The organism is Paenibacillus sp. CH40 (assembly GCF_024213605.1).
GTDB classification, from domain to species: Bacteria; Bacillota; Bacilli; order Paenibacillales; family Paenibacillaceae; genus Paenibacillus; species Paenibacillus polymyxa_B.
The window spans coordinates 15,801-37,459 of the sequence record NZ_JANAVQ010000016.1; the positions used below are offsets into that span (position 1 = coordinate 15,801).

General features: G+C 43.6%; 20 protein-coding genes and 2 pseudogenes. 7 read left to right on the plus strand and 15 right to left on the minus strand.

Translation table 11 applies throughout. From position 1 onward, the window contains the following. Positions 1-219: 219 nt before the first annotated feature. From NLX73_RS24490 to NLX73_RS24510, 5 genes and pseudogenes are all read right to left on the minus strand, one after another. Entirely contained in the window at positions 220-1,242 is a 1,023-nt protein-coding gene (locus tag NLX73_RS24490; RefSeq protein ID WP_254327576.1) for an NADH:flavin oxidoreductase/NADH oxidase, read from the minus strand. Between the two features lie 174 nt (positions 1,243-1,416). Beyond that, positions 1,417-1,644: pseudogene (locus NLX73_RS24495) on the minus strand (NAD(P)H-binding protein); the annotation flags it as partial. A gap of 855 nt (positions 1,645-2,499) precedes the next feature. Further along, complete coding sequence (locus NLX73_RS24500; RefSeq protein WP_250268339.1) at positions 2,500-2,760, minus strand: hypothetical protein; 261 nt, start codon at positions 2,758-2,760, stop codon at positions 2,500-2,502. Between the two features lie 56 nt (positions 2,761-2,816). Continuing rightward, positions 2,817-3,422: a hypothetical protein gene (locus NLX73_RS24505; RefSeq protein ID WP_254327577.1), complete on the minus strand. Its 606-nt coding sequence runs from the start codon at positions 3,420-3,422 to the stop codon at positions 2,817-2,819. A 129-nt stretch (positions 3,423-3,551) separates the two neighbouring features. Beyond that, a complete protein-coding gene (locus NLX73_RS24510; protein WP_254327578.1) occupies positions 3,552-3,800 on the minus strand; it encodes a hypothetical protein in 249 nt (82 codons plus the stop codon). Between the two features lie 850 nt (positions 3,801-4,650). On the opposite strand from NLX73_RS24510, the gene aiiA reads away from it, so the two are divergent. The 5 genes from aiiA (at position 4,651) to NLX73_RS24535 (ending at position 9,171) form a co-directional block, all read left to right on the plus strand. After that, positions 4,651-5,409: a quorum-quenching N-acyl homoserine lactonase AiiA gene (gene aiiA / locus NLX73_RS24515; protein ID WP_165179822.1), complete on the plus strand. Its 759-nt coding sequence runs from the start codon at positions 4,651-4,653 to the stop codon at positions 5,407-5,409. 14 nt (positions 5,410-5,423) lie between these two features. Further along, complete coding sequence (locus NLX73_RS24520; protein WP_254327579.1) at positions 5,424-6,746, plus strand: MFS transporter; 1,323 nt, start codon at positions 5,424-5,426, stop codon at positions 6,744-6,746. A 45-nt stretch (positions 6,747-6,791) separates the two neighbouring features. Then, entirely contained in the window at positions 6,792-8,180 is a 1,389-nt protein-coding gene (locus NLX73_RS24525) for an Asp-tRNA(Asn)/Glu-tRNA(Gln) amidotransferase GatCAB subunit A (protein ID WP_029515916.1), read from the plus strand. A gap of 29 nt (positions 8,181-8,209) precedes the next feature. Further along, the gene (locus NLX73_RS24530; RefSeq protein WP_029515917.1) at positions 8,210-8,401 is read left to right on the plus strand and encodes a hypothetical protein; all 192 of its coding nucleotides are present in this window, start codon (positions 8,210-8,212) and stop codon (positions 8,399-8,401) included. Positions 8,402-8,559: 158 nt separating this feature from the next. After that, on the plus strand, positions 8,560-9,171 hold the full coding sequence (locus tag NLX73_RS24535; RefSeq protein ID WP_254327580.1) for a TetR/AcrR family transcriptional regulator: 612 nt from the start codon (positions 8,560-8,562) through the stop codon (positions 9,169-9,171). 529 nt (positions 9,172-9,700) lie between these two features. Here NLX73_RS24535 and NLX73_RS24540 read toward each other — a convergent pair. The 5 genes and pseudogenes from NLX73_RS24540 to NLX73_RS24560 all read right to left on the minus strand — a co-directional run bounded on the left by NLX73_RS24540 (position 9,701) and on the right by NLX73_RS24560 (position 12,991). Then, positions 9,701-10,015: a hypothetical protein gene (locus NLX73_RS24540; protein ID WP_254327581.1), complete on the minus strand. Its 315-nt coding sequence runs from the start codon at positions 10,013-10,015 to the stop codon at positions 9,701-9,703. Next, on the minus strand, positions 9,996-10,286 hold the full coding sequence (locus NLX73_RS24545) for a hypothetical protein (protein WP_254327582.1): 291 nt from the start codon (positions 10,284-10,286) through the stop codon (positions 9,996-9,998). The genes NLX73_RS24540 and NLX73_RS24545 overlap by 20 nt, the downstream gene beginning before the upstream one ends. A gap of 448 nt (positions 10,287-10,734) precedes the next feature. Beyond that, the gene (locus NLX73_RS24550) at positions 10,735-11,235 is read right to left on the minus strand and encodes a PDDEXK family nuclease (RefSeq protein ID WP_254327583.1); all 501 of its coding nucleotides are present in this window, start codon (positions 11,233-11,235) and stop codon (positions 10,735-10,737) included. Between the two features lie 107 nt (positions 11,236-11,342). After that, a pseudogene (locus NLX73_RS24555) lies at positions 11,343-11,763 on the minus strand (SDR family oxidoreductase); the annotation flags it as partial. Positions 11,764-12,118: 355 nt separating this feature from the next. After that, positions 12,119-12,991, minus strand: a complete 873-nt coding sequence (locus NLX73_RS24560) for a LysR family transcriptional regulator (RefSeq protein WP_103048591.1) — start codon at positions 12,989-12,991, stop codon at positions 12,119-12,121. Between the two features lie 108 nt (positions 12,992-13,099). Here NLX73_RS24560 and dapA point away from each other — a divergent pair, with 108 nt between their 5' ends. After that, positions 13,100-13,984 (plus strand): 4-hydroxy-tetrahydrodipicolinate synthase, encoded by an 885-nt coding sequence (gene dapA / locus NLX73_RS24565; RefSeq protein WP_367997121.1) that lies wholly within the window; start codon positions 13,100-13,102, stop codon positions 13,982-13,984. A gap of 423 nt (positions 13,985-14,407) precedes the next feature. Here the strand turns inward: dapA and NLX73_RS24570 are convergent, their stop codons facing one another. Further along, positions 14,408-14,512, minus strand: a complete 105-nt coding sequence (locus NLX73_RS24570) for a DUF6254 family protein (protein WP_023988604.1) — start codon at positions 14,510-14,512, stop codon at positions 14,408-14,410. Between the two features lie 233 nt (positions 14,513-14,745). Continuing rightward, positions 14,746-15,660 (minus strand): arginase family protein, encoded by a 915-nt coding sequence (locus NLX73_RS24575; RefSeq protein ID WP_254327584.1) that lies wholly within the window; start codon positions 15,658-15,660, stop codon positions 14,746-14,748. 106 nt (positions 15,661-15,766) lie between these two features. Here NLX73_RS24575 and NLX73_RS24580 point away from each other — a divergent pair, with 106 nt between their 5' ends. After that, complete coding sequence (locus tag NLX73_RS24580) at positions 15,767-16,108, plus strand: winged helix-turn-helix transcriptional regulator (RefSeq protein ID WP_013310350.1); 342 nt, start codon at positions 15,767-15,769, stop codon at positions 16,106-16,108. Between the two features lie 153 nt (positions 16,109-16,261). Here the strand turns inward: NLX73_RS24580 and NLX73_RS24585 are convergent, their stop codons facing one another. The 3 genes from NLX73_RS24585 to NLX73_RS24595 all read right to left on the minus strand — a co-directional run bounded on the left by NLX73_RS24585 (position 16,262) and on the right by NLX73_RS24595 (position 21,556). Continuing rightward, complete coding sequence (locus tag NLX73_RS24585; RefSeq protein ID WP_254327585.1) at positions 16,262-18,022, minus strand: glycoside hydrolase family 2 protein; 1,761 nt, start codon at positions 18,020-18,022, stop codon at positions 16,262-16,264. 280 nt (positions 18,023-18,302) lie between these two features. Continuing rightward, positions 18,303-19,232, minus strand: coding sequence for an ArsR/SmtB family transcription factor (locus tag NLX73_RS24590; RefSeq protein WP_254327586.1), 930 nt, complete (start codon positions 19,230-19,232; stop codon positions 18,303-18,305). 263 nt (positions 19,233-19,495) lie between these two features. Beyond that, positions 19,496-21,556, minus strand: a complete 2,061-nt coding sequence (locus NLX73_RS24595; protein WP_254327587.1) for a beta-galactosidase — start codon at positions 21,554-21,556, stop codon at positions 19,496-19,498. Positions 21,557-21,659: the final 103 nt, after the last annotated feature.

Genomic DNA, 21,659 nt, shown 5'->3' on the forward strand with positions numbered 1-21,659 from the left:
ACCTTCTTCCATGCTCCTGCCCAGGCAGCCAGCAAATTGGTTTGAGCAACAATATTCTGGATGCTCTCTGTGATCGCAGAGTTCATTAATTAGACCTTTTGTAGAGTACCTTGATAGAGTACTTTACAGAAGGTCTAAAGGACGTACTTTTTTTGCTTAATCGATTCGAATCGTTTTACTGACCCAAGCAGGCTCAACCAGTAATGTATACAGTCAGTCTTAAAACCCTGTAGTATACTGTGTAGGGATTGCAGTTTCTTTTTTCAATTTTGATGCTGCTTCCAGTGACCAATAAGGATTTCTCAACATCCCTCTACCCACAGCAACCAGATCGGCCTCTTCATTACCGATAACTGCATTCGCCAAAATTGGATCTTCCAGTCTTCCAACGGCCATCACCGGAATATCCAGAGCTTCTTTGATCTCTTTTGCCAAGGGGACTTGATACGCTGCGTGAGTTCCTGGTCTGCCCCATGCAGCTATAGGTCCCTCACCGCCAGATGAAATATCAAACATATCTACTCCTGCCTTTTGATATTCCTTGGCAAAAGCAATGCTTTCCTTAATACCATATCCACCTTCTACATATTCTTTGGCAGAAATACGCATCAACAGTGGCATATCTTCCGGCATTTCGCCCTTCGCTGCCTGAATGATCTCCCGACCAAAAAGGGTAAGATCTTTACCATATTCATCTTCCCGTTTGTTCGTAAGCGGCGAATGAAATTGATGAATCAAATAGCCATGTGCACCATGAATTTCAATGCTGTCGAATCCAACCTTAACAGCGCGAGCTACAGCAGCACGAAATTTCTCAACGAGTCCTTTAACCTCTTCTGTTGTAAGCGCGCGAGGTTGTTTAGAATTTTCATCAAATGCAATAGCAGATGGTGCTACAGGGACTTCAGCATCTTCCGCCTTGCGTCCGGCATGCGCGACCTGGATTCCCACTTTGGCACCGTAGCTGTGACAAGCATCTACAATCCGTTTGAGAGCAGGAATCTGCTCATCTGACCATAAACCAAGATCAAAATCGGAGATACGACCATCTGGCTCTACATCTGTCATTTCAATTATGATAAAACCAGCTCCGCCTACCGCCCGGCTAACGTAGTGTATATAATGCCAATCTGTGGCGACCCCATCCTTTTTGTCAACCGAATATTGGCACATTGGAGGCATAACTACGCGATTTTTCAATTCCAAACCTTTAATTGTATAGGGACTAAATAAATCTTTCATGTAAGAAAGACTCCTCTCTGATTTATATTATGAAATGCATCAATAAAATGCATGCACAAGCATATACATTAACATGTTTGTTTCATTTGTCAACTCTAGGCATGATTTCAAAACTTCAAAGTAATTGGTGAAAATAATTCTTTATTGTTTGGATTCACACTTGATCATTCATCTTCAGATTTTTTGCAATGCTTCGACAACTGAATCGTCACCAGTAATCAGATCAAATGCTCGCTTGTATGTGTTCTCCTCATCTAAAGCTGCCACAATGGCACGGGCTACATCCTCACGTGGGATACTGCCATAGGTGATATTCTCCGCGGCAGCCACTTTTCCCGTACCGATTTCATTCAAAAGAATCCCCAGTCTTATGATTGTGTAGTTCAAACTGCTGCTTTCCAGCTATGAGTAATGGCTATACTTGAGACAAAAGTTATTCTTACATTCCTAAATTTTCTAGTTATAAGTGATACTTTCTTGCTTTATAACTGAGACTTTTTACGTTTTTTTGGATTATAACTGAGACTTATCCTCCAACAATAACATAATCACACCCTAATATGATCACTCGTCATTCTATAACTGTGAAGAGAAATGAGAACCAGTAGATTCCTTTTAGCTACTGGTTCTACCTGAACCGCAACAGCGACATAACATCCGTTTGAGTAAACTGTAGGCGATCTGCCCGGCTAAAAAAGTCTCAGACATATACCAAAAAAAGTATAGCTAAATTCGTCTCATGTATTACCGTAACTCATACCTGCGTCAATATGCCGGAAGTGTATTCAATAAGATATCCTTTTTCACGAGCATATTTGATTGTGTTTCTAATCCGACGCTGAAACTCCATTGGTGATTTAACCTTCCCGATATGAATTTCTATCGTATTATCCCACCGAAAATAGCCGTAAATATTCGTCCCTTTACCAGGAACTCGTAGCCACCAGACTATTCGTGTTAAAGCTAAGCAATCCAAGAAGAATGCCATAATGTCGATTGACAACCATGAAACCGGTGCATGACCTAAATACAAGAATAATCCAACGAGAAAACTAAATATAAAACTTATGCAAACAGTTTCAAGCGAACGCCCTTGATAAAGCCTGAAGCAAAATTTGAATCTCTTAAACATTTCATCCCACCAATCTTTAAATCTCTGCAGTTGTCTCCATGCCGTGGTTTTTCCACCATTTGATCACAGTAACCGCTGACTCCCCAAGATCCTGTAAGTCAGTAACGTGTACAGCATGACAACATTCAAGCTTTTACCCGGACTAGATGCCCCTCATGGATCGAAATCCATTCGTGCCGAGAGGAGTGAATTCTAATCGGGCTATCTTTCTCAAATGACCACTCGTATCTCCCTGGTATCCAGCCGTCCCCAAATTTAACCTCCATGTAGCTACCCGCTTGGATCGGCTTACCGGCAACAAAATGCCGCAGGCCATTGCCGCTGCCTTCGTGTCCAAGTGTAATCAGATCTTCAATCATTCCATCTTTTTTCGGCTGCGGAGTCATCGGGTCCTTCTCCCCAACCCACTTCCTGACTTTCAGTTCCAACCCAGGGATCGGTTCTATCCAATCCGCATCCTAATAATATGTTGCAGTGTGATTCCGAAGTTATCCGCTGTAAATAGTATTCTAAGCTGACTAAAAGAGGGCACTGTCACAATTTCCTCTCCTACTTCGGGGTACCGTCGTAAGATTAAATCGGACCTCACTTCAGATACAAATTCATCGTTGCTTTTCAATTCAAATCGTGGCAGATGACTAATAAACTCGGATCGCTTTTTGCCAACTGCCTCTGCATCTTCTTCTTGCTTCCGGGATGCGTAAGGGTAGAGCAGATACATACCAAAATGATATAGATGAATATCTATCTTATTGTCCATGAGCTCGTCCACCAGGTACTTGAGCATTACGAGACGGTCAGGCTTCTTTTCGGCATTCAAAAAGATATCATATCTGTGTCTCAGGTTTCGAAAGAATCTTTCCGGGTATTGGTATACATATTTAGCTTTAGGGGAATCTTCCCATCTATCTATCCACCGACGCACAATAACTGGCCAGACGGCACCCGCATACCCGTTCATCCCTCGCTCCATGATTCGTTGAAAAAAGTCCTTGAGTTTCTGTAATTGTTCATTAAAATTATCTATCTTGGTTTGCGTTCCAGCCATAAAAAATCCCCCTTTTCAAGTCCTCAATTATTGGCATACATATCGACCTGCACCCGGCTGCAGGCTGGCCACTTCCCCAATCGATCTGATTGACTCCGCAGCCGCTTCCAGGTCCTCAATCAATTGAACTCAATAGGTTTCAATATATTTGATTACTTGATCTACAGTCGAAAAAGGTTCTTTATCTAACTTTACCAATCGATCAAAAACCTTATTTTCAAATCCCGATTCATTTCTCAATACTTCAAACCGGATGTTCTCCTCTACCGCCGGCCCTCCAATTGTAACTTGATCTCCTATCAGCATACCTTCAAGATTAGCTTTTCGACTTAGGCTTAGTTTCATAAAACTCATCCTTTCCTTATTAATTAAGTCCAACTGATCGACTCCACAGCCCGTAGCAGTTATTCAATCAATCTTTACCTCTAAAAATTTTCTCCCGCTGGATTGATGGCTGAACCGAAACATTGTTATCTCCTGACTACAATCAATCATTTTAAGCCCATTATCTTTAAACAGGCATTCAGCATATCCTTGTTTTTATAGATTACAACAGTAATCTCCTGTCGTGCTCTCGTTAGCATTTGGTACAGCATTTTGTCCATACGATAGGGAGGTGCCCCCGCTTCTCTAGTAGACAAAAGCTGCCCAGAATCGTTGTAATAAAAACGCTCGTTTATTACAACGGCAACTTTATCAAATTCTTGTCCAATAACATGATGAGCGTTTCGATTTCCCACTGAGTACTTATCAATTGATAAAAGGTAATAGCTGGAACTGGTATAGTCGATTACTTCCCAACTATTTTCTTTTAACTGCTCTAAGTAGTATCGCAAAGATTTTGCAGAATCAAAGTACTGAAGATGAATATTTTTATAGTACATATTATTGTTGATATTATTGGTATTGAATAAATTAGTAATAAAAGCTGTCTGTTTTCGCGTAGCTCCTTGGCTTTTGTCTTGCGTGGCTCTTTAGCCGCAAATACTCTTGCTCACTTTGATATCGCGATCCCCTTGGTTTTTGTACACTGCGGCTTTAACGCAGCCCCGTTGTTTCTTTGCACTCCACCTAGGCGACATTCTTTAGCTTGGCGTATTGTTGCAGGTGTAAGGCTTTTGCCGAAGCCCAACCGCCGATGACAAATTGACATCGGACAATTTGTCCGATATAATCAAAACAAAACGGACAAACTGTCCGAATTTATAATATGAAGGGTGAAACTGGGATGAATATAAAAAAGTTGTATTTTTTACCTGTAGGTGAATGTTTCCTAGATCAATCGGCAGTTAATCGAACCCTTGCCCCCGGGAAATTAGTCGGAATGCCTGTGTGGTCTTTTCTTTTGGAAACGACCAGCGGGCCGATACTCATCGATACGGGAATGCCCGACGCTTTTATCAACAATCCCGATTACTACAAGGGGACTAGACGTGAAGGGCGCGTCGTCCCCAACATGTCTGACGGCGACTCGATCGTAAATGTGTTAAAGCGTGTAGGTTATCGACCTGACGATATTCAAATGGTCATTAGCTCCCATTTACACTTGGATCATTCTGGGGGAAACGGGCATTTCCGCAATACGCCGATCCTTATTCAAAGGGCAGAGTATGATGCGGCCATAAACAATGAGGATTACTCTCCATTAGAGTGCAGGCTGCCCGATTTACAATATCAAATCATTGAGGGTGACCATGAATTGATTCCGGGGGTTCAAATTTTATTCACTCCGGGTCATTCCCCTGGCCATCAATCAGTCCTTGTCACAACGGAAAAGTCGGGTCCAGTGCTACTGACAATTGATGTTGCTTATACTCGGGAGAACTTCGAGAATAGCGTACCGTTCTTGACATTCGATCAAGAGATGGCCGCCAAATCGATTACTCGCATGCAGGAGTTAATTCAGGATGTTCGGCCGTCCTATGTTTTCTTGGGACACGATAGAGATCAGGCGCAAAAATGCCGCACCTTTCCTGACTTCCTGTAATGGAGGGACAGGCTATGGATACTCAATCAATGGCTTTATCCGGCAATGAGCGGAAATTAATGGGGACACTTTGCTTGCTCATTATTTTCGGAAACATCAATATGACCATGTTTAATTTGTCTATACCTTCGATTTCCGCTGACTTTGCCCTGACCTCCTCGCAGGTGAGCTGGGTTATGGTCGGTTACAGCATTTTGATGGCTATCGGCGCCGGTACTTACGGCAAGTTAACGGAGTCCTTTTCCTTTCGCCAGCTGTATGTCATTGGTTTAATCCTTTTAGCTTTCGGCTCTATGATCGGTTTTTTTTCAGCTTCATACTTGCAAGTCATCATTGGAAGACTGCTGCAGGCAGCAGGGGCCTCATCCATCTCTCCCCTGTCTTATGCGGCAGTAACCCTGTATTTTAAGCCTACAGTCAAGGGACGGGTGCTGGGAACCTTATCCGCCACAATTGCCTTTGCTTCCGGCTTCGGGCCTGTGTTCGGCGGTTTCGTGGAGCAATACTTTGGCTGGCGTGCTTTGTTCATCGTGTCCAGTCTGAGCCTATTTGTTATCCCTTTGATATTCAAGTATGTTTCTGACAAGAAACACGACCGCGGTTCATTCGATTTTCTCGGAGCTGTTTTGTTCTCCGCGGGACTGGCGTTGGTATTGCTAGGGGTTACGAACTATTGGTTTATGCTCATTGCAGGAGCAGCAGTTCTTCTATGGTTCGGTACTCATATTCATAAAAAAGAACATCCATTTATCGATGCATCTTTCATGAAAAATGCTCCTTACCGACGAATTCTAGGGATTGGATTCCTTACCTTCGTATGCAACACGGGGTTAACCTTTACTCTTCCTGTCATGATGAAGAATTCCTTTCATTTACCAACTAGTAAAATCGGTCTGCTGATGCTTCCCGGTGCCGCCTGTGCAGCCTTGCTCGGATCCCGGATCGGAGGTTGGACAGATCGTTTCGGAAGCTCCCGCGTGCTTGTCATATCGCAAAGTCTCGTCATCAGCGGATTTATACTACTGGGGGTATCCGTACATTTGCCGCCATGGATCGACGCTTTATTGATCATTATCCTTATGATTGGATTCAACGGTGTCCTCACCTCTAGCAGCAATTTAGTTTCGACGACACTCCGTTCGGCTGAGCTGGGTGTAGGGATGGGTATTTTCACACTGGCCTATCTCCTAGGCGGAGCATTCGGCCCTGCGCTGGTCGGCCGACTGATTGATCTAAAGATGCCTTTTTCTGTTGTTTATTTTACCATTTCCCTGTTGGCAATCCTGACATACTTATTCGCAAGAAAAGCAAATCGTAGCGGAAGCTATGGTAATTAGTTCGGTAGACTTACGACATGTCCGAAAGATACGGAGGATGAATAGATGAGTAAATTAAATTTCCAACTGTCCTTTGCTGCTATTCATGAGCTGGCCGAGGGGATCCGAACAAGGGAAATATCCCCGGTAGAGATTACAGAACATGCGCTTCACCGCATCGAACGTTTGAATCCGAAACTGAACGTTTTCGTTACCCAAACGTCCGAACTGGCGATTGAACAAGCGAAGCAATCGGAACGCGATATTATGCATGGTCGGTACAAAGGGCCCCTTCACGGGATTCCCATCGTTCATAAGGATCTATATTACACTAAAGGGATCCGAACAACTGCCGGTTCAAAAATATTGAACAGCTTCGTCCCCGATTACGATTCGACGGTTGCAGCTAAGCTACATGAGGCTGGAACAGTTCTGCTAGGCAAAGTACAGACTCACGAGTTCGCTGCGGGATTGACAACAACTAGCCCGCACTTCGGTCCTTGCCTCAATCCGTGGAACACTGAACTTGTAACGGGAGGTTCAAGCGGCGGCTCGGCTTCTGCTTTAGCGGCTGGACTTACTTATCTGGGCACAGGCTCGGATACCGGAGGTTCGATCCGCATACCCGCTGCTTTGTGCGGTGTCGTAGGGATGAAGCCGACGTACGGTCGGGTCAGTCGGTATGGTATCATTCCAATGGCCTGGTCATTGGACCACTCGGGTCCGTTGACCCGCTGTGTCATGGATGCGTCCCTGTGCTTGGATGTGATGTCTGGCTTCGATCCAAAGGATGAATCGACTGTCGATCTGCCTGCGCCAGGTATCAAGATGTATCCGAATGGTCTCAGGGGTGTGCGTATCGGATTGCCGACAAGCTACTATTACGAGGATTTGATGCCGGAAGTGGAAGCTGCGATGAAGGCCGCTATCAATAAATTCCGAGAACTGGGAGCAGAAATCATCGAAGTTAGCCTGCCCCTGATCAAACATGTTAGAAGTGCGACGATGGCCATTATGATGACGGAAATGTACTCGTACCACGAGAAGTGGCTTGAGACAGAATTGGAACAGTATGGACCGGACGTCCGAATGTTTCTTGAAAGCAGTAGAGATATTCCGGCTTCCATTTACCTTCAGTCTCAGCGGGCCCGGCAACTAATTGTCAATGATTTTTTGAATGCATTGTCCGGAATCGACATCTTGTTGACGCCGGCAACACCGATCACTGCGCCGCGTGCAGATGATGATGCTAGTGTATTCAGATTGAACTCATTTACGGTTCCGACCAATTTGACTGGCTTGCCTAGCCTGAGCATGCCTTGCGGCTTCTCACCTTCCGGTCTGCCGATTAATATGCAATTGATTGGCCGCCCCTTCGAAGAAGCGACAGTACTAGGTATCGGCAATACTTATGAAATGAATACAGACTGGCACAAGAGACATCCGGATTTGTAAGCCTGACTATATTTGATGGAGGGTAATCTATGGATCAAAAGCAACTTAACTCTGAAGTTAGCAGGAAAGCATCAACCGAAACCGGAACAGATACGACGAGCGACAAGAAAAAAGCATACGAGCAGTTTATTCATACGATCGCAAGTTTAAAGGAACTGGACCTATCGGGCATTGAACCGCATTTGCCTCCAATTTACAAAAAGCACTATACCAAGAAATAAAAAAAGCTCATCGGTCACCCAAATGAATGTATTTTTAATTTTTCACGAAATGTATTATAATTATGAAGACGGACAACATGTCCTATACACGAAAAACGGACATATTGTCCGTTTTTCGTGTTAAATAACAGTTAAATTAATGATGAAGGGAGATGTTTATGGTGAATTCAGAATCGCAATCTGTCTCTCTGAAAATTCCCAGAGAGGAGTTAAACCGAAGACGAATTTTGGCGGCGGCTAGAGAACTTTTCATCAAAAACGGTGTTGACAATGTCAATATGCATCAGATTGCGAAGACTGCTGGAGTAGGACAAGCAAGCCTATACCGCCGCTACTCGGATAAGGGCGACATATGTCAGGAGATCGCGTATGAAGAATACCAACCTTTGTTTGATGAAGTTCAAGCATTTCTTGATCAATCCCCAGAAACCGCTGCCTTGGACCGGCTTTACCATGTAATCGTAAGATATGTCTCTTTTTTAGAGGCGAAAGTTCCTTGGCTCTGTGAGGTCAGCCGGGCCTCAACCGGGCATCGTCCGTTACAATCTCCGTTATGTCAATGGATGCGCAATATAAGCAGAAATCTGCTAAATGAGGCAGTTGAACAGGGAGACGTATCCGGGGTGGACATTTCATATACTATTGATGCCCTGCTGGTCCTGCTTCACAATATCGATTACCATCTCCAAGATGAAGGCTTTACAAGCCAACGAGTTCTTGATGGATTACACCGCATATTTATTGAAGGTTTAAGAGCTAATAGACATTAAATGAGGGGCTGGCCACAAAGCCACATAACATGGATGAGAGATAGTCCTGCGTAACTCCTCTTTTTATCTCATAATGGTATATTGAATGTACAAAGAAACCATATCCTTTCAAATGGTCGGGTGGCACCTCCATTTTACCCAGGAACGGTTTCTTATTGTTTTACAATTGGAGAACAGGACGTCCCTAGTCATTTTTATGACTTATGGGACAACCCTTTTTTTCTGCCAATGGCTGCTATGCGAATTGTCCGGATCGGACTTCCATGGCACGCTCTCCTTATTCGGTCTTCTTATCATCAGCAGTACTCTTTCGTCTACTTCCTGTAGGCTTCGTAGCAGCAGGCTTAGTAGCCTGAGAATCCATGGAGAACAAGCAGGTTTTCATCTTATGTATTCCAAAATTGCAGTTGAAGAGATTTGTACAGCACTTGGGGATTTTATTAAAATTTAGTCTATCTTTCTCCTTACGGATATACAGTAATACTTCGGGCATAGATTTATATAAAGTATGGTAAAATAGCTTTCCTTACTACATTGATTGATGGATTTTCATGAGATAAATATAGACACCATACCCACGAGAGAATACATCGATTCCAAGTGTAATCCAGGGTCGATCAATTACAAGACCTGTTACATCATCAATCACCTGCATATCCAAGCGTGTATGATCCATCTGAATAATATCCAACCTATATATGGCCTCTCTGTTTGCATAACCACGGGCGACTTCATCATAAATAGTCTTAGCCTTATTTATATTTCGAAGTCTTTCTACTGCCTGTTTATCAATTCGGTCAATAATATCGGAGATTGTGCTATATTTAACTTCTGCTTCGTTCACCAATTTCTTGCCGTTCTGGATGGCAAATTGTCATCACTTTGTTATCTTTTCTTCCTGTGTATCCTTTTCCTTTATTTGATATTAATCTCTCAAGTTCTCTGGATATCGATGTGTCTTCGTATTTTCTATAATTTGCCAAAATGCGCATAATGGTTGCCCTGGATCCGCCATACTTTTTCACAATTTTAGAGATTAACTCTTCTTGCTTAAGTTTAAACACTTCTTCATCCTCATGAAGAAGTTCCTTATATTTATCATTAAATTTTGACACGGTTTGAATATTACCATTCGAGTAAAATTAGCGGCTGTATCAGATCAAAACGTTTACTGACCTCGTCTCTTTTTTTCGGATCTAATTTTGCAAGTACATTATCGTATGACTTCTTCTCTTGTTGCTTCTCAAGTTTCATCGAGGCTTCCGGTACAAAAGTCTGGTGATTCACTAAATCAGTAAAAAATATCTCTAGATCCTCACCATCAGGCCTCCTTAGCCACACATGAGGGGGATTTATGGTAACCACCTTGAACTTTTTCCCATAAAGACAACACTAAGCATATATCCTGATTTGGTTAAATGCCATACAACATTCCTCCATCTATTTTTTCTACTTGGGGGTTCACCTGTGTGTTTAGTGATATTATGCTACGGGATGAAATAAGCTCGTTGAGATTGGTGATTAATGTTCCTTTTGCGATGAGGTGATAAATCAATGGTTTAATTAAGAGGGGATCTGTATTGGGTTATACCATTGTGAATAGTACTTTCTCTCTTTTAAAAAACCTTTCAAAAACTTAAGGTTACGGGACAGAGATATCGGAGGTGTTTTTGGGAAAACTACTTGATATTCCCAATCCTTTTTTGATGCGTATGTTCTACAATATTTATTACACAATTCTGTTCGATCATTGTTTCGTTCTTCTTTGGGCTCCAGTTTTATTTGATAAAGTAATGGAATATGCCCTTGCCTAAAAACCAAAACATCAGGAACATGGAACCATTCATGCCCTTCCTCAAAGATAGACACTTCAACTGGTTGTACATAATAACGAATCACTTCTGTATCCAATTCGAGATAGTAGTAAAAGAGACGTTCGGATAATGACTCATACTCAACGGTTCGTTTGTTTTTCTGACTAAAAAAACTACCAATAATATGATGATGGTAGTGACTTCCACGGTTACTTACTTTTCGTTTTGGTAGATATAACTCATCTTCCAAACTCCACGTCCAACTTCTCCAACCCGTAACCAAACCACCTTTACGAAAAGTATCAATTATGATCCTAAATTTGAATAATCAGTCTCAATTATTACCGTTACTCACACCAGCACTCTATCCGCATAATGTTTTGCTGCATAGTAGGGGAGGATATTGTCATGCCAGTTCTTCCGGTTATTCGCCTGAATTGCACTGACCATAATAAAACGATCAATACCTGCCTTTTCAGCCGCTTCAATTGTTTTCCCAGCACCATCAAGATCGATTAACAACGTTTTTTTCATATCCCGTTTTTCCACCAGAGCCAGCAGTAAACACTATAGCATCGCACCCCTTAGCGGCTTCTGCAATGGAGTCTACAGTCCCTTCCAAATCTGCAAGGATCGTTTCAACGCCCTGTTTTTGATAAGCATCAGCTTGTTCTTGTTTCCTAACCATCGCACGGACTGTGTGTTCTTTGTTTTCTTTCAAAAAATGGATAAGATGTTGTCCAATTTGTCCATTTGAACCTACCACCAAAACCTTCACCTAATCACTCCTCATTATTATATTTTTTCCTTTCCCATTAACTTAAATCACCATTCTTGGCAGTAAGGTCGATCATCTTGTTCTAATTAAACATTAAGTAACCGAATGGTTTAGCACATTACCAAATAAAAAACATGCGCATGCATTTAATTTGGTGAAAAAATGACTTGCTGTCAAGTTTTGAATACAAATATTGATTGCTTATTTTTCAGAAAAAATACGTCGATGATTTGAATAAACTTTAGTTCATCTTTGCTTTCTAAGTTCTCATCTTTCGGCACGTTAAACTTTGAGCGCTTCTGGTATCCACTAGGAAGCGCTCACACTGTATATTGATTTTGATGTGGAGGAAAATCTACATTCTCATGCTCTCCATAAAAAAGCTCAATGCATTGGACACCCACTTCTTGGGATGAAGAACAAGCTGAATTTCCAGTTTGAGCTCGGCATGCTCAAAGGGTAACACCTTTAGCTCTTCCCGTTCGATCTCCTCCAGCGCAGCCATTAGAGGTAGAATGGATATACCCTCTCCAGTCTTGATGCTCCGTTTGATCGCTTCCGGATTACCCAGCTCCAGACTCACGCGATAGGTGATTCCATTTGCTCGAAGCACTCTCTCCAGCAGTTGTCTGTAGTTGCACGTATGCTCGGGCATGATCCACTCCGCATCAACCAGATCATTCAGGTCGATTCGCTCTTTAGCGATAAGCGGATGGTTCGGATGGACAATCAGCACAAGCGGTTCTTCTCGAATGGTAATCCACTGCAACGCCGGATTGCTTGAATCGTCCGCGAGGATCAACCCAACATCGGCCTCCCCTTCCCTCACCTGGTGCAAAATCATCTCTTCGCGATCCGTATGCAATCGTATGTTCAGATCTGGGTATTCTTTGCGAGTCGCCTGCATATACGGCGGCAGAAAATACGAAGCAATGGAATCCATAGTACCGATCGTCATGGAGCCTCCGCCCTGCTTGGCCAATTTTTCTTTCGATTGCTCGAAAAGCTCCAGCATTTGTCCAGCAAGCTTGAACAGCTCTTCTCCGGCGGAGGTAAGACGAATCTTATTGTTATTGTAGCGCTCGAACAATTTAACTTGATACGTTTTCTCCAGCTTCTGAATCTGGGTCGTGACGCTGGATTGTGCGTAACCGAGCACTTCTGCTGCTCTTGTAAAGCTTTCACGAATGGCAACTTCCCGAAATGTTTGAAGATAAATGAAATCCAATCTGGCCACCCCATCGAAAATTTTGATTAGAATCATCGTTTATTATAGATAACTCTGATGCTGTTTCCTATGTTACATTAGATTTAATTCAACGGGAAGGGATAACTGATGATGATGAACGAACAACATATTCATGGGATTTTCATACCGCTGATTACACCTTTTACGCGTGACTATAAGTTGGACATCGATTCGTACCGGAAGTATGTTACCTATCTTGCAGGCCATGACATCCAGGGTCTGGTCGTTAACGGTACGACAGGAGAGTCGCCAACCGTATCCTGGGATGAAGTGAAGCAGATGGTACATGTGACGCAGGATGTTCTGAAGAGCATGAACAAAACCATTCCGATCGTCATTGGCACGGGAACGAACGATACCTATTCAACGGTGCATCGGACGGAAATGGCGGCTGAATTAGGAGCGGATGCAGCCATGGTGGTCACTCCGTATTACAACCGGCCGACGCAGGAAGGAATATTGGAGCATTTCCGTGTCGTATCTCGTGTAGGCCTGCCTGTGCTAGTATATGAGATTCCGGTTCGCACGGGTAGTCGCATGACAATAGATACAATACGCAAAGTGCTGGACCTGGATGGCATAATTGGGCTCAAGGACAGCACGGGCGGTCTTGATCTGCTCTTAAAATTGACCCAGTACGAGACCAAGCCTGTCCTCTGCGGAGAGGATGCCTATTTCCATGCCATGCTATGCCAGGGGGCTACCGGTGGTATGCTTGCATCCGCTCATCTCCATATCCAGAAGTATGTGGATATATACCAACGTTTTGTGGCTGGCGACATGAACGGGTCGCGAGACAGTTTTATGCTACTAGAACCGATGATCCAGCATGTATTTGCAGAGCCAGCCCCGGCCACGATCAAGTGGTGGCTTACCCAACAAGAGATTATTGCCGCCGAGCAATTGCGTCTGCCACTTATGCCCCTGTCGGATCAGGTGAAGCAGGGTCTCCTGAATTCAATCATATCCTGATAAATCAGCTTATCTCAGACTCCCCAATCATAACGTAGAAGAAGCATCTCCCGAACAAGAGATGCTTCATTTCTTAGCCGGAACAGGCAACCTTTAGAAAAACGAATTTAAGAAGATACCCTCTATAGTAGAACGTTGTAAATTACTGGTCCAAAATAAGTGAAAATGTATGTGACACATAGCAATTTGGTGTTTGTAGACGCGTCTTTTATCGAGCTTAAAATGTCCGAAAGATCACTCCGCATCTTCATCCTAATGAGGTCTGCAATCTGAAAAGCTTACAAGCAATAGCTGGATGGTTATTAGTAAATCCAGCTGCAACATTAAAAGGATTATTTCCTGTAAGCGAAATTATTGCAAAAAGAGGGCTGCCGATGAATTTCACCGACAGTCCTTCTCTTTCAAGCAGTATACTCCTCACTCCTATTCGCTGGACAGCTCCTTGAGCGATTTGACTTTACCATGGGGATGCTGCTCTTGCTTTCGTGACTTCCAGGCTGCTTCTTTCCTTTTCTTCTGGTGAGCCATAACAGATATCCTCCTTTGGAAATTGTGATGTATACTACTTTCTTAAGTTGTCATTTCTCAGCTCTGTTCATTCATAAAACTAAATTCGTTGAATTTTCTCCTACATATCACAATCCCAAATATAGGATGTCAAAATCGCTTAATCATACAAATGCACTCACGCACTTTATGTTTGCGGGGGTGTATTTTTATGATTAAGCAGCTCATTGTTCTATTATAATCCATGTATAAACTTACTTATTTAAAATAGGTATCTCTCCAAGCAGATTCTTTAAGTTAATAGCGTCCCAGGGCATATGCTCTGTTATACCTAATCCCACTACATCTGTTTCTTCAGATAGTTCCTTAATCAGATTAAGTAGCTGAGGCATTTGCATTGTTCCCGCAGGAGAAAAATTATAGGGCGCTTCAGGGTTGGCGAACAGTAAAGAACGAAATGCTTTTGGGTCAAGCACATCTAAATCAAGGTGAATAGCTAGATGCTTAATGCCACTTTCTTTAATCCACTCTCTAATAGATTCAGTACTATTCGTTAACTCTTTGGTTCCTGCAGTTTTAATCCCTAGTCTTTGAATCACTTCTGTGTCTGATTCTGTAGGAGCTATACCTAGTCTTTGAAACGCTTCTGAAATGACTTCTGTTTCTTGTTCTGTAGGAGCCGCTAATCCCGCGATAAAGACATTTTTAGGTTTTAGTGGGATTTTCACATGTTTTGCGAACTCCTCATCTCCTTCTCCCAAAAGATTTCCGAGCGGTAATGTATGTCCGTTATCATAGCCCACATATCTAACTAAATCACTGTGAGCATCGATCCAAATTAAACCTAATTCCCCACCGTATCGTTCGTTCAAATAGGCAAATGGAGCTTGTTCCACTAAGCAGTCACCACCAAACATTACAATACGATCTGGCTTATGAGCATCAATGATATGCTGAGCAGCCTCTAACTGTTCAAGTAGCTGTTTTCTCCCATTCATACCGTTTTCGTTTTCAAGCGGAGTACCGTTATAAGCTTGAATTGGAACATGAATAAGGGGTTGATTATTATCCGGAGCTAGCCAAGCAAGCAGTTCGGCTCCAAAAGAGTAATTAGGATTGTTTCCTCCTTGCCATTGTGGCATTAACAGACGTATTGTTTTTTTAGTCATGTTTTTCTCTCCTTTACTTCAAAAGTAAGGTTAGTATAAACTGAACACAAATAAAAACGTAGTACGCACTATTTTGATAGGTACTACCCGAAAGGATATTGTAAACATGAGTATGGCTGAATTTAAAGGTAAAGTTAAAAACATTCAAGATACACCTTTTGGTTATACAGTTTCACTGATTGGTGGTAAATGGAAAATGGTTATTATTTATCTCCTAGCCGAAAACCGAACAGTTCGCTTTAATGATCTGAAAAGACAGATAGGGGCTATTACTTATAAAACATTGAGTTCACAACTAAAAGAATTGGAAGCGGATGGTCTGGTGAATCGGAAAGAATATCCTCAAGTCCCCCCTAAAGTCGAGTACAGTCTCACAGATAAAGCAGAAACGCTATTACCTGTTTTGGAAGGGTTATGTGAGTGGGGAACAAAAAACCAAAATAATTAAATCCAGTTTTCTAATAAAAAGCCTGCATGCGAAAAGTTGTCCTGTTTTCCAACATTGCTATTCCAAGTTTAAACTCTCTAGTTAAGTGAATCCAGCAATGGCTGAACAACAGCATGCAACCGTTCTGCAAATTCTATTATCTTAATTATCGCTTCAAGCCAGATTTATTTCCCGAATCACTTCAAGCGGAACCTTCGGTTTTCGGTCTTCCGTCAACAACCCGTTGACTTCCTGCTGTACATCGGTTACCTGTGTATAGCAATAGCCCGAGAGATAGGGGGTCGCTTTAATTGCTCCGGTGATTGCACGGAAACGTTCGATAAAAGCTTCGACTGAATCCACCTGGTTTCCGTATCCCCAGCCCTTGTCCGTCTGGAAGGCAATGCCGCCGAATTCGCTTATGATAATCGGTTGTCCTCGGTAGGCATATCCTTCTGCAAAGGCATATTTCCAATTGTTAAAGGAGATGCTGTTGTTTACGATGCTTTTCTTGTCCTGATATCGATCCAAAAACTCTTCGCCCGTCTCCACATAATCATGAAGGGTCAAAATATCCGAGACCGTATGCTCCCAACCGTCATTGGTAACCACCGGACGATACGGATCAATCGTCTTCGTCAGATGATAGATGGTTTGCGTGAACTGCTGCTGCCTTACATCATGTCCAATGGTCGATATGCCCCACGATTCATTGAACGGGACCCAAGTTATGATGCTTGGATGATTGTACTGCTGTGGCACGATTTCCAGCCATTCCTTCGTAAAGCGGCTAACCGCCTGATCATTGAACTCAAAGGTCGACGCCATTTCTGACCAGACGAGCATGCCTTTCACATCACACCAATATAAAAAGCGAGGGTCTTCCAGCTTCATATGTTTACGAACCCCGTTATATCCCATCGCAGCTATTTTATCGATATCTTCGATAAGAGCTTCTTCAGAAGGGGGAGTCAGATGAGTTTCCGGCCAGTAGCCCTGATCCAGAATCAGCCGCTGGTAAAGAGGGCCATTATTCAATAGAATCTGCCCGTTTTCAATCGATATTTTCCGCATGCCAAAATAAGAATACACCCTGTCGCTCTCTTTCTCATCCTCATACAGAGCAAACTCTACATCGAACAAGTTGGGCGATTCCGGTGACCACAAGCACTGCTTCCATGGACCACAGGCTTCATGAAATACATGTACCTCCGCCGTTATCCAGGGCCTGTCAGCAGACAAGCTGACCTTTTTCACATGCTGTCCTTTCAGCGCAATCCGTGTCTCCAGGCGTAAATTATCTTTAGCCTCAATACCCATGAGCTGAAAGTCAAAGCGGATCATATGACGGTCGATATCCGGTGTTATCTTGACCTCATTGATTCTTACCTCATTCACATATTCAATCCACACACTTTTCCAGATCCCGGTGCTCTGTACATAAAAGCATTCAAAGTTTTGATCTACCCAGCGCTGTTTTCCTCGAGGCTGCGTGCAGCTCTGACTATCCTCCACTTTAAGAACGATGCTATTCTCCGAGTCGTAAGTGATATAGGGTGTGATGTCGAAAGAAAACGCAGCATAACCTCCTTCATGCTCACCAACCATAATCCCGTTCACCCAGCATTTCGCTTTATAATCTACACCCTGAAAATGTAGAATTGTCCTTTTCGCTATTGCCTCCTGTGGGACCTGCACGCTCCTGCAGTACCAGACCACCGGATGGAAGGTCTCGACTCCGATCCCGCTTGCCTTGGTTTCATAAGTAAAAGGTATGAGGATTTTGGCTCCCTTCGGAAAATGATGATACCATTGCTCGCTTTCACCCACTTTGCCGTCGTCGAAGGCGAAATCCCACTCCCCATTCAAATCCAGCCACTCTTTGCGGACAAATTGCGGCCTTGGATAATTTTTGATATAAGCGTTTGTAGTCATACAGTTTCCACCTATCCTTTGATATATAATTAGTCACCTTAGCCTGATGACTTTACAGTGTATTGCTATCATCTGTAGGTCCGATCGTCATCCTTTACTTCCGCTTTGAAATACAAACAATAAAATCAATTTGTTACACTATTTTTGTATATTTAGGGGATTATATAGCGATGCGTTTTTAATGTCAACGCTTTCAAGTTAATTTTATGTAACTAATAAACTGAATAAGGCTTTAGCTACAGAACACCTGCAACTAAAGCCTATCTACCTTACCCATATCTCAATTCATGACATAATTCACAGTCATTTTAATATTCTGATCATAATCTCCAAATTGCTTTCCGAACAGGTTGAGCCCACCTTGATGCACCGCATCTGGCTTAATTCCGATCCGTAGATGCAACTTGTGGCTGTTTTGCAGGTTGAGCTGATCCAGTGTAACCGAGGAAACCTTCTCCATATCCAGCGCAGTCTTCTCTTTATCTACTCGCCAGGTCTTGAGCAAACCATACTGGGTAGACCACTCATACCACCAGGCAGGATTCAGCTTGCCGCGCCTGTCTCCAAAATCACCGGGACACGTCCACATACCAATCTCCACGCCATTAATCCACAAGGAAATATCGGAAGGCCAATTGTTGTCGTAGTTCGGTGCTTCTGAGCACATTTCCATCGATAGCTCAAGCGATTCTATTCGCGCTCCTGCCGGTATTTCGAGCGGCATTAAATACTCTACATAGCCCTTGCGGAACCATATCATCTGGGCTCCGATATGCTTCGGGTGAAAAAAACTCGCCGGTTCGTCCTCACGTATGATCATCCCGTCGGCATTGGCCATACCACACGTCGGTGAAACCTCACAATCGCTATAATGACCGATCGGCATGTCCACTTCGTAGATCTGTACATCCCCTTTGGGTACTGCTTTTTCAAGATTTAGCGCAATATGAATGTCATCATAATTGCGGCTGCACATCTTCATCGCGCCGCGAGAGGCAGGCAGAAGCTCTGTATTAATCAGTCTAGCTGCCTCCAAAACCTTGATATTGTTGGCTACCGTAGATACCGGAAGTTGAAGAGCTTCCGCTATTTCTACAATATTAAGGTTTTTGGAAATCAAGAGGCGGAGAATATCAACTCGGGAACGGGTGGATAAAGCATGCGTAACCGTTACCAGCTTGTCCGGATCATCAAAACTAAGCTCAAGCATTGCATCACTCATCTCATTTTACTGTGATTATATTACAGTAAGTTTACTTGTATGCTTTGAAATAGTCAATAATATTGTATTAAATCATTATTTTTGTATTAAATACCGATCATGTTCGATTTTTCTGGTTCAAGAACCCATAAGAAAGACAACGATTATTGAGCCGAACCCTGTACACAAAAGCAACACGTTATTCCCTTGCTTTATGCAATAAAAAGCCACTGATCTTCGAACTAAGATCAGCGGCTGATGCTCTCATCATTTTAAACTTTCTTTAATACCCATACTCCATACGGTTCCAATGGTGCGGTACCAGTAAGCCTGCTACCGGAAAGGAGTTCCTCCGTCTCAACACTCAGTTTAACCTGAGCCGTTTCTCCGCTGTAATTCAGTAGAAATAGCAGCTCTTCTTGTACATCCGCACGAATAGCGACTTCTACCGTCGAAGGAGCTTTGCACCACCCCGCAAGCGGAGATGTCACCGGCAGCTGTCTTAGGAGCTCAGCCGCTAATGCTAGGTCAAAAGCTGCACCCCAATAGTAGACCAGTCCCTTGCCGACACGGTTGACGGTCAAGGCCGGTTTCCCTTCATAGTAGCTTGATGCGTACTCTGCGAGTACTTCTACCGTATCAGCATGAACATTCAATATATCGTTGAAGCCTGGAGCCCAAAAATCAAGAGCTTGATCCTTAAATCGCACCGATACAGGTGATGCCGTCCCATTTATCATCGTAAAGTCCTCTACGTGGACGCCGCTCATTGCGGCTGCAGGGCCTGGGAGTGGCTGCATGCGGCAGTGACCGAACTCGTTCTTATAACCGGTGCGGCAGCCGAAGATCAGGATGCCCCCATCCTCTACATATTTCTGTAACATAGCTGCCGTACTGTCTCGTAGGATCGCCGGATGCGTGTATACCAGCACCTTGTAATTGGCCAGTTCCCGCAGCTGTTCTGATTCCATACCCGGACGGATTGTAACCATATCCGAAGGTATATGTCCATACTGCAGTGCCTTGTACCAGCCGAGCTCACTTTGCTTTGTCAAGGGACCATACCATTTATCCAACTCGCCATCCCACTCGTTATCATAATCGCGAAGTAGAGCAACCTCTGCCACGTAGCGTTTGCCAAGAATCCGCCCCCCGACCTTTTGCAGCTCCTTTCCGACGCGGCCTGCTTCTGCGACCCGACGATTCGGCTGATTGTGATAATCATTAATTCCATGCCAGTACATTTCCGTACCAAATGTTGCCGTTCTCCAGCGGAAATACAAAATCATGTCTGCCCCGTGAGCAATGCTTTGGTAGGTCCACAATCGCATCTGTCCCGGGCGTGGAGATGGCATCTCCATCCTGTTCACCCATCCTCCCGGACCGGATTGCTGCTCCATCACGCAAAAATTTGGTGAAATCCCTCTGACGTTACTTAAAGAAAGCCCCCACTTGCGATCCAGCAATGGCGTCTCCCCTTGGTCCGGATAAATGGTACTGAATTGAGGGTAAGAATCGTACGAGAAAAAATCAAGCAGTTGATCCGTCATTTTATGGCTATCCAAATGCCCGAATACACCGTTGGTTGTCACCCACTGATTAGGCGCCACTGACCGAATTATGTCCACTTGTAGCTTGGCAAACGAAATGGTGTTATCGGATATAAATCGCTTCTCGTCCAAAGCCTGATGAGGATTCGTTGACCCGGATACGGTCGGACGAGTTAGATGGACCTGATTCCAGCTGTCGTAAGTTTGATTCCAGAATACAGCCCCCCAGGCCTTGTTGAGTTGCTCCAACGTACCGTATTTTGCCTCTAGCCAGCACCGGAAAGCCTGATGATCTGCCTCGGCATAGAAGACGTTTATCTCGCAGTTCAGCTCATTATCAATTTGCCACCCAATGATGGCCGGATGATCTTTGTAATGTTGTGCCATCTCTCTTGTAATACGTGCGCAAAGCTCCAAATAAACGGGACTGCTGTAGTTATAATGCCGACGCTGACCGTGTTGGAACGTGACCCCTTCCATGGATACGTTCAGCACCTCGGGATACTTATAAGTAAGCCATGCGGGTGGCGTAGCTGTTGGTGTGCCCATGATCACTTGAATCCCGTTCGCGTCTGCCTGCTCCAAGAAACGGTCAAACAGCGTGAATTCGAACTTTCCTTCCTCCGGCTCGAAGATCGACCAAGCAAATTCTCCAATCCGAATGATGCTGAAGCCCAGTTCCTTCATTCTTATGAGATCGTCCGACCACAACGATTCGTCCCAGTGTTCAGGATAATAACAAACTCCTAAATGAAAGCGATCTAAAGATAAGGATTTCGGCATGCTCCAATTCTCCTTCAGTAGAAGTGATAGTACAAAAATGTGATTCTCTGATAATCGTATCTATTGTAATATAAGAATAAAAGGATTAGAATAACTCGATTTT